This is a genomic window from Pseudomonas sp. P42 (assembly GCF_017973755.1).
Taxonomy (GTDB): domain Bacteria; phylum Pseudomonadota; class Gammaproteobacteria; order Pseudomonadales; family Pseudomonadaceae; genus Aquipseudomonas; species Aquipseudomonas iridis.
In genome coordinates, this window is record NZ_JACOPU010000005.1 from 77,625 (window position 1) to 91,138 (window position 13,514).

At 61.4% G+C, this 13,514-nt stretch carries 10 protein-coding genes; 4 read left to right on the top strand and 6 right to left on the bottom strand.

Going from position 1 to position 13,514, the window contains the following annotated elements; all coding sequences use genetic code 11:
* Window position 1 precedes the first annotated feature (1 nt).
* The 4 genes from H8B20_RS17155 to H8B20_RS17170 all read left to right on the top strand — a co-directional run bounded on the left by H8B20_RS17155 (window position 2) and on the right by H8B20_RS17170 (window position 7,573).
* Window positions 2-1,105: an efflux RND transporter periplasmic adaptor subunit gene (locus H8B20_RS17155; RefSeq protein WP_210623979.1), complete on the top strand. Its 1,104-nt coding sequence runs from the start codon at window positions 2-4 to the stop codon at window positions 1,103-1,105.
* Window positions 1,102-2,169, top strand: a complete 1,068-nt coding sequence (locus tag H8B20_RS17160; RefSeq protein WP_210623980.1) for an efflux RND transporter periplasmic adaptor subunit — start codon at window positions 1,102-1,104, stop codon at window positions 2,167-2,169. Before H8B20_RS17155 ends, H8B20_RS17160 begins: the two co-directional genes overlap by 4 nt.
* Entirely contained in the window at window positions 2,166-5,231 is a 3,066-nt protein-coding gene (locus H8B20_RS17165) for an efflux RND transporter permease subunit (RefSeq protein ID WP_042557110.1), read from the top strand. Before H8B20_RS17160 ends, H8B20_RS17165 begins: the two co-directional genes overlap by 4 nt.
* An 89-nt stretch (window positions 5,232-5,320) precedes the next feature.
* Window positions 5,321-7,573, top strand: coding sequence for a glycoside hydrolase (locus tag H8B20_RS17170; protein ID WP_210623981.1), 2,253 nt, complete (start codon window positions 5,321-5,323; stop codon window positions 7,571-7,573).
* Window position 7,574: 1 nt separating this feature from the next.
* On the opposite strand, the gene H8B20_RS17175 is transcribed toward H8B20_RS17170, so the two are convergent.
* The 6 genes from H8B20_RS17175 to H8B20_RS17200 all read right to left on the bottom strand — a co-directional run bounded on the left by H8B20_RS17175 (window position 7,575) and on the right by H8B20_RS17200 (window position 13,499).
* Window positions 7,575-8,201 (bottom strand): class I SAM-dependent methyltransferase, encoded by a 627-nt coding sequence (locus tag H8B20_RS17175; protein ID WP_210623982.1) that lies wholly within the window; start codon window positions 8,199-8,201, stop codon window positions 7,575-7,577.
* 65 nt (window positions 8,202-8,266) lie between these two features.
* Complete coding sequence (locus H8B20_RS17180) at window positions 8,267-8,911, bottom strand: methionine ABC transporter permease (RefSeq protein WP_042557114.1); 645 nt, start codon at window positions 8,909-8,911, stop codon at window positions 8,267-8,269.
* Entirely contained in the window at window positions 8,901-10,022 is a 1,122-nt protein-coding gene (locus tag H8B20_RS17185; protein WP_210623983.1) for a methionine ABC transporter ATP-binding protein, read from the bottom strand. Before H8B20_RS17185 ends, H8B20_RS17180 begins: the two co-directional genes overlap by 11 nt.
* Before the next feature lie 2 nt (window positions 10,023-10,024).
* Complete coding sequence (locus H8B20_RS17190) at window positions 10,025-10,834, bottom strand: MetQ/NlpA family ABC transporter substrate-binding protein (protein WP_042557116.1); 810 nt, start codon at window positions 10,832-10,834, stop codon at window positions 10,025-10,027.
* A gap of 119 nt (window positions 10,835-10,953) precedes the next feature.
* Complete coding sequence (locus H8B20_RS17195) at window positions 10,954-12,306, bottom strand: LLM class flavin-dependent oxidoreductase (RefSeq protein WP_210623984.1); 1,353 nt, start codon at window positions 12,304-12,306, stop codon at window positions 10,954-10,956.
* Window positions 12,306-13,499, bottom strand: a complete 1,194-nt coding sequence (locus H8B20_RS17200) for an SfnB family sulfur acquisition oxidoreductase (protein WP_210623985.1) — start codon at window positions 13,497-13,499, stop codon at window positions 12,306-12,308. Before H8B20_RS17200 ends, H8B20_RS17195 begins: the two co-directional genes overlap by 1 nt.
* Window positions 13,500-13,514 lie beyond the last annotated feature (15 nt).

A 13,514-nucleotide genomic window follows, 5' to 3' on the forward strand; every position in this document is an offset into this window, starting at 1 on the left:
CATGGCGAGTCCCGGATTGAAAACAGTGGTCGTGCTCGGCCTGCTCACATTGCTGGCCGCCTGTGGCGACAAGAAACAGGTCGAAAAAGAACTGCCCCGGGTCTTCGTGCAAGAGGTCAAACCGGCCGATTACGCGGCTTCGGTGACGCTGACCGGCGACGTTCAGGCGCGGGTGCAGACCGATCTGTCGTTCCGTGTCGGCGGCAAGATTATCCAGCGTTCGGTTGACGTCGGCGACCGCGTCACCGCCAAACAGGTGCTGGCCAAACTCGATCCGAAAGATTTGCAGACCAACGTCGACTCCGCACAAGCACAAGTGGTGGCCGAGCAGGCGCGGGTCAAACAGGGCGCAGCGGCTTTCGTCCGCCAGCAGAAACTCTTGCCCAAGGGCTACACCAGCCAATCCGAATATGATGCCGCGCAAGCACAATTGCGCAGCAGCCAGAGCGCGCTGACGGCCGCTCAGGCACAACTGGCCAATGCCCGCGAGCAACTGAGCTACACCTCGCTGATCGCCGAAGCGCCGGGGATCATCACCGCGCGCCAGGCCGAAGTTGGCCAGGTCGTGCAAGCCACCGTGCCGATCTACAGCCTGGCCCGTGACGGTGAGCGCGACGCGGTGTTCAACGTCTACGAGTCGCTGTTGGCCGGACCGCCGACGGATCGCTCGATTGAAGTCAGCCTGCTCGATAATCCGAAAATCAAAACCACCGGCACGGTGCGTGAAATCACTCCGGCGGTATCCGCGCAGACCGGCACCGTGCAAGTCAAAGTCACCCTCGATAGCCTGCCGGAAGGCATGCAGCTGGGCTCGGTGGTCAGCGCCACGGCCAAGACGCCCGGCCAATCCGCCGTGGAATTGCCGTGGTCGGCGCTGACCAAAAACCTCAGCGAGCCGGCGGTATGGATCATCGACGGCGAGGGCCGCGCGCAACTGCACACGGTGACGGTCGGGCGTTACCTGACCGGCAAAGTCATCGTCAGCGACGGCTTGAAGGCTGGCGACAAAGTCATCATCGCCGGCGGCCAGTTGCTGCATCCGGGCATGAAAGTCGAGATTGCCGAAAACACCTACAAGGATCTGCAAGTGGGAGCCCAGCCATGAAGCGCCTGTTGTTGCTCACGGCGCTGCTGGCGCTGGCCGCGTGCTCGGAAAAAGAAGCGCCGCCGGAGCCGGTGCGTCCGGTGTTGTCGGTGGAAGTGAAAACCCTCAATCAGGAAGACCTCGGCCGTTTTGCCGGGAGCATTCAGGCACGCTACGAAAGCAACGTTGGTTTTCGTATCCCGGGGCGTATCGCCAGCCGTAACGTCGATGTCGGCGCCGAAGTCGAGAAGGGCGCCTTGCTCGCCACACTCGACCCGACCGATCAGCAGAACCGGTTGCGCGCCGCCCAAGGGGATCTGGCGCGCATTGAAGCGCAGTACATCAATGCCCAGGCCAACGCCCGTCGCCAGCAGCAATTGTTCGACCGTGGCGTCGGTGCGCAGGCGCAACTGGACATCGCCCAAACCGACCTGAAAACCACCAAGGCTTCGCTGGATCAGGCCAAGGCGTCGCTGAGCCAGGCCAAGGATCAGCTCGACTACGTGCAACTGCGCACCGATCACAAAGCCGTGGTCACCGCGTGGAATGCCGAGGCCGGGCAAGTGGTTACCGCCGGCCAGCAAGTGGTCACGCTGGCGCAACCGGACATCAAGGAAGCGGTGATCGACCTGCCCGATACCCTGGTCGATCAACTGCCACCGGATGTGGTGTTTCTGGTCGCCGCGCAACTCGACCCGAGTATCAACACCACCGCGACCATTCGCGAGATCGAACCCCAGGCCCAGAGCGCCACCCGCACCCGGCGTGCACGCCTGACGCTCACCGACACGCCCCCCGGTTTTCGTCTCGGCACAGCGATCAGCGTCACCCTCAGTTCGGCAATCAAACCGCGTCTCGAATTGCCGGTCAGCGTGTTGCAGGAAGTCGACGGCAAAACACGGATCTGGGTCATCGACCCGCAAGCGCAAACCGTCTCGCCACGTGACGTCACCCTGATCAGTCGCAATGACAGCACCGTAGTGCTGTCCGGCGGCGTCAAGGCTGGCGAGCGGGTGGTAACGGCCGGTGTGAACAGCCTCCAACCGGGGCAGAAAGTCAAAATCGACGAGGACAGTCCACGATGAAAGGGCCTTTCAACCTATCCGAATGGGCTCTGAAACATCAGTCGTTCGTCTGGTACCTGATGTTCGTCGCCCTGCTGATGGGCGTGTTCTCGTACATGAACCTGGGTCGCGAGGAAGACCCGTCGTTCACCATCAAGACCATGGTCATCCAGACCCGCTGGCCGGGTGCGACGCAAGAGGAAACCCTCAAACAGGTCACCGACCGCATCGAGAAAAAACTCGAAGAACTCGACTCCCTCGACTACGTGAAAAGTTACACGCGACCCGGCGAGTCCACGGTGTTCGTGTACTTGCGCGATACCACCAGTGCCAAGGACATCCCGGACATCTGGTATCAGGTGCGCAAGAAGATCAACGACATTCGTGGCGACTTCCCCCAAGGCCTGCAAGGGCCGGGGTTCAACGATGAGTTCGGTGATGTGTTCGGCTCGGTGTATGCGTTTACCGCCGACGGCTTGTCGATGCGCCAGTTGCGCGATTACGTCGAACAGGTGCGTGCCGAGATCCGTGAAGTGCCGGGGCTGGGCAAGGTCGAGATGGTTGGCGAGCAGGATGAAGTGCTCTACCTGAACTTCTCCACACGCAAACTGGCGGCGCTGGGCATCGATCAACGTCAGGTGGTGCAGAGCCTGCAATCGCAAAACGCGGTGACCCCTGCGGGCGTTATCGAAGCCGGGCCGGAGCGCATTTCCGTGCGCACCTCCGGGCAATTTGCCTCGGAGAAAGACCTGGCTGACGTCAACCTGCGCCTTAACGACCGCTTCTATCGCCTTGCCGATATCGCCAACATCACTCGCGGCTACGTCGACCCGGCGACACCGGAGTTTCGTTTTGACGGTAAAAAAGCCATCGGCCTCGCGATTGCGATGAAGAAGGGCGGCAACATTCAGGAATTCGGCAAGGCGCTGCACCAACGCATGGAAGCGCTGACCGCCGACTTGCCGGTGGGCGTCGGCGTGCACACGGTTTCCGACCAGGCCGACGTGGTGGAAAAAGCCGTCGGCGGTTTCACCAGTGCGCTGTTCGAAGCGGTCATTATCGTGCTGGTGGTGAGCTTCATCAGCCTCGGCGTGCGCGCCGGTCTGGTGGTGGCGTGCTCGATTCCGCTGGTGCTGGCGATGGTCTTCGTGTTCATGGAATACAGCGGCATCACCATGCAGCGGATCTCCCTCGGCGCATTGATCATCGCCCTCGGCCTGCTGGTGGACGACGCGATGATCACGGTGGAGATGATGGTCACGCGCCTGGAAATGGGCGAGACCAAGGAGCAGGCGGCGACCTACGCCTACACCTCGACCGCGTTCCCGATGCTCACCGGTACGCTGGTGACCGTCGCCGGGTTCGTACCGATCGGCCTCAACGCCAGTTCGGCGGGTGAGTACACCTTCACCCTGTTTGCGGTGATCGCCGTGGCGATGCTGGTGTCGTGGATTGTCGCGGTGCTGTTTGCACCCGTAATCGGCGTGCACATTCTCAGCGCCAACGTCAAACCGCACAGCGCTGAACCGGGTCGCATCGGTCGCGCGTTCAACTACGGCATGTTCTGGGCCATGCGCAACCGCTGGTGGGCGATCGGCATCACCATCGCGTTGTTCGTGGCGTCGGTATTCTCCATGCAGTTTGTGCAGAACCAGTTCTTCCCGTCTTCGGACCGCCCGGAAATCCTCGTCGACCTCAACCTGCCGCAAAACGCCTCGATGGCCGAAACCCGCAAGGCTGTGGACAGGCTCGAAGCGACGTTCAAGGACGACCCGGACATCGCGCGCTGGAGCACCTACATCGGCGAAGGCGCGATCCGTTTCTACCTGCCCCTCGACCAGCAATTGCAGAACCCGTACTACGCGCAACTGGTCATCGTGAGTAAGGGGCTGGAGTCGCGTGAGGCCTTGAGCCAGCGCCTGCGCGAACGTCTGCGCAAGGACTTCGTCGGCATTGGCAGTTACGTGCAGGCACTGGAGATGGGCCCGCCGGTAGGGCGGCCGATCCAGTACCGGGTCAGCGGCAAGGACATCGATCAGGTGCGCAAGCACGCGATCGAACTGGCCACCGAACTCGACAAGAACTCGCACATCGGCGAAATCATTTACGACTGGAACGAACCGGGCAAAGTCCTGCGCATCGACATCGCCCAGGACAAGGCGCGGCAACTCGGCTTGTCCTCGGAGGACGTCGCCAACCTGATGAACAGCATCGTCGTCGGCTCGCCGGTGACCCAGGTCGATGACGACATCTACCTGATCAACGTTATCGGTCGTGCCGAAGATGCCGAACGCGGTACGCCGGAGACCCTGCAAAACCTGCAGATCGTCACGCCGAGCGGCACATCGATTCCACTGCTGGCATTCGCCACCGTGCGCTATGAGCTGGAGCAGCCGCTGGTGTGGCGTCGCGACCGCAAGCCGACAATCACCATCAAAGCGGCGGTGCGCGATGAGATTCAGCCGACCGATCTGGTCAAGCAGCTCAAGCCCGACATCGACAAATTCGCCGCCGGGTTGCCGGTGGGCTACGAGGTCGCCACTGGCGGTACGGTCGAGGAAAGCGGCAAGGCCCAAGGGCCGATTGCCAAGGTCGTGCCGCTGATGCTGTTTTTGATGGCGACGTTCCTGATGATCCAGTTGCACAGTGTGCAGAAGCTGTTCCTGGTCGCGAGTGTCGCGCCGCTCGGCTTGATTGGCGTGGTGCTGGCGCTGATCCCGACGGGCACGCCGATGGGCTTCGTGGCGATCCTGGGGATCCTTGCGCTGATCGGCATCATCATCCGCAACTCGGTAATTCTGGTCACGCAGATCGACGAACTGGAGAAAGAAGGTCTGGAACCCTGGGATGCGGTGGCGAAAGCGACCGAGCACCGACGCCGCCCGATCCTGCTGACCGCTGCGGCGGCGAGCCTGGGCATGATCCCGATTGCCCGCGAAGTGTTCTGGGGGCCGATGGCTTACGCCATGATCGGCGGGATCATCATCGCCACCTTGCTGACGCTGCTGTTTCTGCCAGCGCTGTACGTGGCCTGGTACAAGATTCGCGAGCCGAAGAAAGACTCATCGCCGTCGGCACATTGATCGGTCTTGTTACACCTTTGGGAACGGTCTGACTTACAAGCGTCGTCCATTGCGTTACCGTCCCTCCTCCATTTGGAGGGGGACGCCTGATGTCTACGATTGCTTGCTGGCCGCGTCAGCTGCTGCTGATGCTCGGGCTGTGCCTGTCGCCCTCGACGCTGGCCGCAACGCTGTTGGCCAACGCACTGTGGCAGGTGCAGATCGACCCCGCGACCCTCGCCGTGCAGGTCACCCCGGCCGACCGCGCCAGCGTGCAGGCATCGACGGGGGTTGAAGCGCACAAGGTCAGTCAATTGGTCAGAAGCGGCAATCGCCTCGACTGGCAATGGGATGATGGCGCCTGGACCCTCAGTGCTGAACTCGATCAGCGCGACCTTTCGTTCTCGATTACCGCGCGCAAGCCAGGTGACTTCGAGTTCCTGCGCCAACCCGGCAGCGCCATGGGCAAAGGCTTGATCTGGCCGCTGGCCGAAGGGCACTACGTGCCGCGTGGGGACCAGGTCTGGCAGAAATTTCTGCTCGGTGAGGGCGCATTCAATACCACCCAGGATCTCGGCTTGCCGCTGTGGGGCGTCGTGCACGACGGGTTCAGCCTCAATTGGTTGCTGAGCAATCCGTACAACAATCATCTGCTGTTCAGCGCTGATGGTCAGACCCTGGCGTTGTCAGCGCGGCATCAATTCACCTCATTGCAACCGTCGACGCCGCTGACGTTCAGCCTGTTTCTGGGCGACGCCGAAACGTTGGCGGGGGCCAAACGCTACCGGCAATGGCTGATCGAAAACGGTCATTATGAAACGCTGAGCAGCAAGCTTGAGAAAACCCCGCAGGCCAGCAAGCTGCTGGGGGCCAGCCATGTCTACCTGTGGGGCAACGATCTGTTGGGAGCGAAAGATGTGCGCAACTGGCCGGCGCTGCTCGGCAAACTGCGCAGTCAGACGCCGCTGGCCAGTGCGCTGCGCGGCGCTATGGATCACGAAGCCTTGCAGATGCTCGCCGGCGAAACCGTGCTCAATCGCTACCAGAAAACGGTGCTGCTGCGCAGTCTCAATCGCGCGCTCGACACCCTGGCGCGCAAAACCTGGCAAGCCCGCGCGGTGCCGGACATGCAGGCACTGGTCAGTGGTTATGGCGCCCTTCGCGGGCAACTGGCCGGCGAATTCGCGGGCGCTTTGACCGCCGATCCCAAGCGCTGGGGCAGCACCTTGTCGCTCGATACCCTTGAACGTTTGCACAGCGCAGGGCTGACGCGTTTGTGGCTGGGGCTTGGCGAGGGTTGGGAGGGCGGACTCTGGCATCCGGAGGTGGTTCGCGCAGCGGTGAAGGCGGGGTATCTGATCGCGCCGTATGACTCCTACCAGACCGCCCTGAGCCGTGACGAAAACCCGGACTGGATCACCGCGCACCTGGGCGACATGGCAAACACCGAATGCGCCATCGTGATGGAAAACCGCACGTTGAAAACCGGTTTCCAGCAGTCGGGACACTACACCGATCCGCGTTGCGTGCGGCCATTGCTGGAGAAACGCGTCACCGCCATCAGCGCCGCTGCCGGTTTCAACAGTTGGTTTCTGGACGCCTACGCCACGGGCATGGTGCTCGACAGTTACCGCCCTGGTGCCACGATGACGCAAGCGCAAAATGCCGAAAGCAACGTCGAGGCGTCACGCTGGATCAATCAGGTCTTGCAACTGCCCACCGGCTCCGAGGATGGCAACGCGACCACAGCGCGAGGCGTGCTGTTCGCCCATGGCATGCAGACGCCCGTGATCGGCTGGGGCGATGTCGACATGAGCAAAAATCCTGCCTCTGAATACTTCGTCGGCAAATGGTATCCGCCGGAGCAACCGGCGGTGTTCTTCAAGCCTGTGCCGATCAAAGAACCGTACCGCCGCATCCACTTTGATCCGGCCAGCCGTTTGCCGCTGTACCAGGCAGTGTTCCACGGTTCGGTCATCACCACGCATCACTGGTTGTACGACAGCCTGAAGCTGAGCAACGTGCAGGCGGCGAATGAGCTCACGCAGTTGCTCTACAACGTGCCGCCGCTGTATCACCTGAGCGCGGCGACGCTTGCGCAGCGGCTGCCGCTGATGGCGCGGCAGGACGTTTTTTTCCGCCCGTTGCATGAACGTCTGGCGAAGCAGGAGATGACCGGATTCGAATGGCTCAGCGATGATCGGCGCGTGCAGCAGACAACCTTCGCGGACGGTACTCGATTGCTGGCCAACTTCGATCAAGCCGCGCGTGAAGTGCGCGGCAAGACCCTGCCGGGCGAGAGCCTCACGGTGTTGCTGCCCGACGGTGCGGTGAGCCACTACCGGGTGCAGAACGCTCCCTGAGTCAGACCTTGCGCCAAACACTCGCCAGCCACGGCTGTTGCTCTCGCGGCAGCCCCGCTGGCCGGAAGTAGTGTTCCATCTCGACGAAACCGGCCGCCGTGAGCAACCCGCGCCACGCCTCCAGATCGTGATAAGAGCCATAACGCGGGCCGTTCCAGCCCTCGCTGTTATCGCCGCGTGGATTGGAACTGAACAGCACGCCACCCGCTTTCAGGCTGCCGTGCAGTTGCTGCAAAACCCGCGGCAGTTCCTGCAACGGCACATGGAACAGCACCGCGTTGGCGAAAACGCCGTCGAAGCGCGCTGCGGGCAAATCCAGCTTCAGGAAATCTTGCTGCAGCACTTCGCAACCACTGTCCTCACGTGCCATCTGCGCAAATTTTTCCGAGCCGTCGAGGCCGACAGCAACGTGGCCCATGCGCGTGAACGTCTGCAGATCCCGCCCCGGCCCACAGCCGAAATCAAGAATCGTGAACGGTGCCGTGCCTTGAATGTGCCGCAACAGCGCGTCGATGTTCTGGCTGACATCGTGATCGCGGGTGCCCTCGCGAAAGTCCTCGGCCACCGAGTTGTAGTGGCCGAGGGTGGTGGCGGTGATCTGCTCGAGGTCGGTAGGGGTCTGCTTCATGGTCTGTTCGTGGCGTAAAGAGAGATGAGCTGACTATAAGCGCTTTCGCGCTTTAAAAGATCGCCTCAGCGCTTGTTCAAGCCCCGCGCCAAGCGATCACCGCCCAACTGAATCACCGCCACCAGCGCCACCAGCAACACAATCACCGTCAGCATGATCTGGCTGTCGAAACGCTGATAGCCGTAGCGGTAAGCGATATCCCCCAGGCCGCCAGCGCCAATCGCGCCGGCCATGGCCGAGGAGTTGATCATCGTCACCAGGGTGATGGTGAATCCGCCGACGATCCCCGGCAGCGCCTCGGGCAGCAGCACATGCCAGACGATGTGCCAGCGCCGGCAACCCATCGCCTGCGCAGCTTCGATCAAGCCGTGGTCAACTTCACGCAAGCTCACCTCGGCGATCCGTGCAAAGAACGGCGTGGCAGCAATGGTCAGCGGCACCACCGCCGCCCACACGCCGTAGGTGGTGCCGACGATCAGCCGCGTGAACGGGATCAGTGCGACCATCAGAATCAGAAACGGGATCGAACGGAACAGGTTCACGAATGCGCCCAAGGCGCGGTTCAGCACCGGTGCTGCGTAGATCCCGCCCTTGTCGCTGGTGACCAGAATCACCGCCATGGGAATGCCCACCAGCAGCGCGATCAACGACGACACGCCGACCATCAAAAACGTGTCGATGAAACCCTGCAGCAAGCGATCAAACCACATAACCCAGCACCTCCACCCGTTGCGCCCATTGTCCGGCGCGTTGGCGCAATGTTTCGGCGTCCAGCGAAGCACCACTGACCGCCAACAGCAACTGCCCCAGCGCGTGGCCCTGAATCCGTTCAACGCCGCCCTGCAACAACTTCACCCGCCCACCGAGGGCCGCGAATAACGCTGCCAGATCGGGCTCGTCGCTGGCGCTGCCAGTGAACTGCAAACGCAGAACCACAGCCGCTTCGCTGGAGGGCGAATGCGCGTGCAGACGGCTTTGCAACTCTTGCGGCAACGCATGTTGCAGCGGCGCAAGCAGTGTTTGGCTGACCTCGTGTTGCGGGTTGCCGAACACTTCCCAGACCGGACCTTGCTCGACTATTTGCCCGTGTTCCAGTACCACCACTCGGTCGCAGATTTCGCGAATCACTGCCATTTCGTGGGTGATCAATACGATGGTCAGGCCCAGGCGCTGGTTGATCTCGTGCAGCAAACCGAGGATCGATTGCGTGGTCTCCGGATCGAGCGCCGAAGTCGCTTCGTCACACAGGAGAATATCCGGGTCATGCACCAGTGCGCGGGCGATGCCGACACGCTGTTTCTGCCCGCCGGAGAGCTGCGCCGGATAAGCCTTGTGCTTGCCTTGCAGGCCCACCAGTTCCAGCAGTTCGCGGACCTTGTTCTCGCGTTGTTCTTTGGGCACACCGGCGACTTTCAGCGGCAACTCGACGTTCTGCCAAACGGTCTTGGCCGACATCAGATTGAAGTGCTGGAAAATCATGCCGATTCGCCGACGCAGAGCGACCAAACGGTTTTCATCGAACTCGCCAATGTCCACTTGATCGATCAGCACCCGCCCTGAAGTCGGTTGTTCCAGTCGATTGATCGTACGAATCAGCGACGACTTGCCGGCGCCGCTGCGGCCGATAATCCCGAACACTTCACCGCGCTGGATCGCCAGGTCGATGCCTTGCAGCGCAGCGACCGGGCCTTGTCGGCCGTTGTAGGTTTTGCCGAGGTTGATGAAGCGCACGTGGGCGCGGTTCAGTTCCGGGTGCAGTTCAGTGCGTTCAGCATTCTTTGGCTCTGGAATCTCCAGTCGCCGTTGGGTCGCGGCCGTCATGCTCAGCTTTCCCAACCGGCCTGGTACAGCTTGCCGTGGGCCTTATCCAGTGCCGCGCGAACGGCTGGGGAATGCTGGTAGATATCGACGAATTTGATCAGGCGCGGGTCGGTTTTGCTCTTTGGCTGAATCACGAACTGGATCACGTACTCCTTGTGATCGAGGCCATCGAACAGCAGCGCCGAGCCGGCATCGAAGGTCTTCGCCAGGCGAATATAGGCCGGGTAGCCCTGCACCAGATCTGCGTCGTCATAGGCGCGCACCAGTTGCACGGCTTCGACCTGAAGGATTTTGATTTTCTTCGGGTTGGCGACGATGTCGTCTTCGGTGGCTTTATAGCCGACCCCCGGTTTGAGCTTGATCAGACCGGCCTTGGCCAGCAGTTGCAGACCGCGACCGCTGTTGATCGGGTCGTTGGCGATGGCAACGCTGGCGCCTTCCGGTAACTCGTCGAAGCTTGTGTATTTCTTTGAGTAGAGGCCGACGTTGTTGATGATCCCCGGGGCGAACGGCACCAGGTCAAAACCCGCGGCGGCTTTGGCATTTTCGAGGAACGGGATGTGCTGAAAGTAGTTCACGTCGATGTCGCCGGCGGCGAGGCTGACGTTCGGTGCGATCCAGTCGGTGAACTCCACCAGCTCGACGTTAAGGCCTTGTTTGCTGGCCTCTTCGACGGCGGCTTCCAGCGGGATGGCAAAGGCTGCGGTGGTGCCGATTTTCAGGGGGGCGTCGGCGGCGAAAACCGCCGAGCTGAACAGACCTAGGGCCAGGGCCAGTGCTTTGACTGGGTGGGACAGGATTTTCTTGGTCATGATGAGTTTTCCAGTCAGTGCATAAATTTGTGGTGTCTGTTCGGGCCTCTTCGCGAGCAGGCTCGCTCCCACAGGGGAAATGCAATCCAAATGGGGGAGCGAGCCTGCTCGCGAAGCTTTTAATGCCGGTACGAAGATCCGGTGTGTTGCTCGGGGAGCTGCGCTGCGCCGTGAAACAGCTTCTCGCGCAGGCTGCCCGTGTCATAAGCGGTCTTGTACGACCCACGCCGCTGCAACTCCGGAATCACCAAATCAATGAAATCCACGTAGCTTTCAGGCGTGACGATGCGGGTCAGGTTAAAACCGTCCAGGCCGGTTTCGGCGATCCACGATTCCAGTTCATCCGCCACTTGCTCAGGCGAACCGACCACGGTGATGTAGCGGCCACCGAGGGCGTGCTGGTCTAGCAACTTGCGTCGGGTCCAGTCGTTGTTTTGCAGGTTTTTGGTGGCGGACTGAATGGCGTTGCTCTTCACGTACTGGATCGGTTCGTCGATCTCGTACTGGGAAAAGTCGATGCCGGTGGATGCCGAGAAATGCGCCACGCCGGCCTCGGCACTGGCGTAGCTCAGGTACTCGGCATGCTTGGCCCACGCGGCTTGCTCGGTCACGCCGACGATCACGTTGAGGCCCATGAACACCTTGATGTCCTCGGGATTGCGCCCGGCCTCTATAGCGCTGGCGCGGACCTTGTCGACCTGAACCTTGGTCGACAGTTTGTTCTGGCCGCTGATGAACACGCACTCGGCGTGGCGCCCGGCAAACAGCAAGCCGCGATCAGAACTGCCGGCCTGAAACAGCACTGGCGTGCGCTGTGGCGACGGCTCGCAGAGGTGATAACCCTCGACCTGATAGAACTCGCCCTTGTGCTCGACCTTGTGCACTTTTTCCGGTTGGGCGTAGATGCGCTGTTCGCGGTCGTTGAGGACCGCACCGTTTTCCCAGCTGCCTTCCCAGAGTTTGTAGAGCACTTCAAGGTATTCGTCGGCCTGGTCGTAGCGCCGGTCATGCTCGACTTGCTCGCTCAGGCCCATGGCTTTGGCGGCGCTGTCGAGGTAGCCGGTGACGATGTTCCAGCCCACGCGACCACGGCTCAGATGATCGAGTGTCGACATGCGCCGGGCGAACAGGTACGGCGGCTCGTAGGTGAGGTTGGCAGTCAGGCCGAAACCAAGATTTTGGGTCACGGCAGCCATCGCCGAAACCAGCAACAACGGATCGTTGACCGGCAACTGGATCGACTCTTTCAGCGGGACATCTACCGAGTTCTGATAGACGTCGTACACGCCGACGATGTCGGCGATGAACAGCCCGTCGAACAGCCCTCGCTCCAGCAACTGCGCCAATTCGGTCCAGTATTCGATTCTATTGAATTGGGTCGACGTGTCGCGCGGGTGCGTCCACAAGCCATGGTTGATATGGCCGATGCAGTTCATGTTGAACGCGTTGAGCAGAATTTTTTTCTTGCTCATCAGATGGTGCCCCGCAGTGGCGGGTTTTCATCGTTGAGGTAGTAATTGCCAACCGCGTGATACTTCCAGCGCACCGGGTCGTGCAGGGTGTGCACCCGGGCGTTGCGCCAGTGGCGGTCGAGGCCGTGTTCGATCAGCGTGGCCTGGCTGCCGGCCAGTTCGAACAGCGTGCTGCCGGCGGCCAGCGAAATTTCAGTACTGATGGCGCGTGCTTCGGCGACGGCAATCGATGCCGCGGCGACGGTGTCCGCGTTGGTTTCGGCTTGCGCGACATCTAGGAATTCGCCTGCGCGTTCAAGCAAAGCCTCGGTCGCGTGCAGGCGAATACTCAAGTGGCCGAAGCTTTTCAGTGTCAGCGGATCTTCAGTGGCATTGTCATTACCCGAGTCGATCCATGGCCGGGTTTTGCTGCGCACAAAGTGCAGCGCATCTTCATAAGCGGCGCGGGCGATACCGGTGTCGATGGCGGCGTGAAGGATCTGCGCAAGCGGGCCGACGGTGGTCGGGCGTTCGAAGGCGCTTTGAAACGGCAGCACGTCTTGCGCTGCGACATACACGTCTTCGAACACCACCGAACCGCTGCCAGTGGTGCGCTGGCCGAAGCCGCTCCAGTCGTCGATCACGCTCACGCCTTTGCTGTCACGCGGGACGAAGGCCAGTTGCTGCACGCCGTTTTCATCGACCACGGAGGTAGGAATGCGCTGCGCGTAAATCGCCCCGGTTGCGTAGAACTTGCGGCCGTTGATGCGATAGCCGTCGCCGTCACGTTTGAGGCTGGTAACGCGGTCGTGGGCGGTTCTGGTACCCAGTTCCGCCAGTGCATTGCCAAAGCGCTGGCCGGCCAGCACCTCGGCGTACAACCGTTGTTGCTGCGCGTGGCTGCCGTTTACCCTGAGGACTTCGAGGGCATAGAAATGGTTCTGCGGAATCTGCCCAAGAGAGCCGTCAGCCTGAGCGATCAGGGCGATGACTTTGGCCAGCGTGACGTTGGACACAGCGGCGCCGCCGTATTCCTTGGGGACAGTGATGCCCCACAGGCCGGAGCGGGAAAACACGTCGAGTTCGGGCAGCGGCAGGCGTCGTTCACGGTCGCGCAGGGCGCTGTCGCGTTTGAAATCTTCGGCCAGGTCGCTGGCGACGATCAGGGCTTGCTCATCGCTGGTAATGACCGCGACGGGATGGGAAAAAGTCATGTGTTTCTCCAGAGA

What these genes read in the sequence shown, in the direction of transcription:
- H8B20_RS17155 (WP_210623979.1), top strand. Translation starts at nt 2, where the DNA reads ATGGCGAGTCCCGGATTGAAAACAGTGGTCGTGCTCGGCCTGCTCACA.
- H8B20_RS17160 (WP_210623980.1), top strand. Translation starts at nt 1,102, where the DNA reads ATGAAGCGCCTGTTGTTGCTCACGGCGCTGCTGGCGCTGGCCGCGTGC.
- H8B20_RS17165 (WP_042557110.1), top strand. Translation starts at nt 2,166, where the DNA reads ATGAAAGGGCCTTTCAACCTATCCGAATGGGCTCTGAAACATCAGTCG.
- H8B20_RS17170 (WP_210623981.1), top strand. Translation starts at nt 5,321, where the DNA reads ATGTCTACGATTGCTTGCTGGCCGCGTCAGCTGCTGCTGATGCTCGGG.
- H8B20_RS17175 (WP_210623982.1), bottom strand. Translation starts at nt 8,201, where the DNA reads ATGAAGCAGACCCCTACCGACCTCGAGCAGATCACCGCCACCACCCTC.
- H8B20_RS17180 (WP_042557114.1), bottom strand. Translation starts at nt 8,911, where the DNA reads ATGTGGTTTGATCGCTTGCTGCAGGGTTTCATCGACACGTTTTTGATG.
- H8B20_RS17185 (WP_210623983.1), bottom strand. Translation starts at nt 10,022, where the DNA reads ATGACGGCCGCGACCCAACGGCGACTGGAGATTCCAGAGCCAAAGAAT.
- H8B20_RS17190 (WP_042557116.1), bottom strand. Translation starts at nt 10,834, where the DNA reads ATGACCAAGAAAATCCTGTCCCACCCAGTCAAAGCACTGGCCCTGGCC.
- H8B20_RS17195 (WP_210623984.1), bottom strand. Translation starts at nt 12,306, where the DNA reads ATGAGCAAGAAAAAAATTCTGCTCAACGCGTTCAACATGAACTGCATC.
- H8B20_RS17200 (WP_210623985.1), bottom strand. Translation starts at nt 13,499, where the DNA reads ATGACTTTTTCCCATCCCGTCGCGGTCATTACCAGCGATGAGCAAGCC.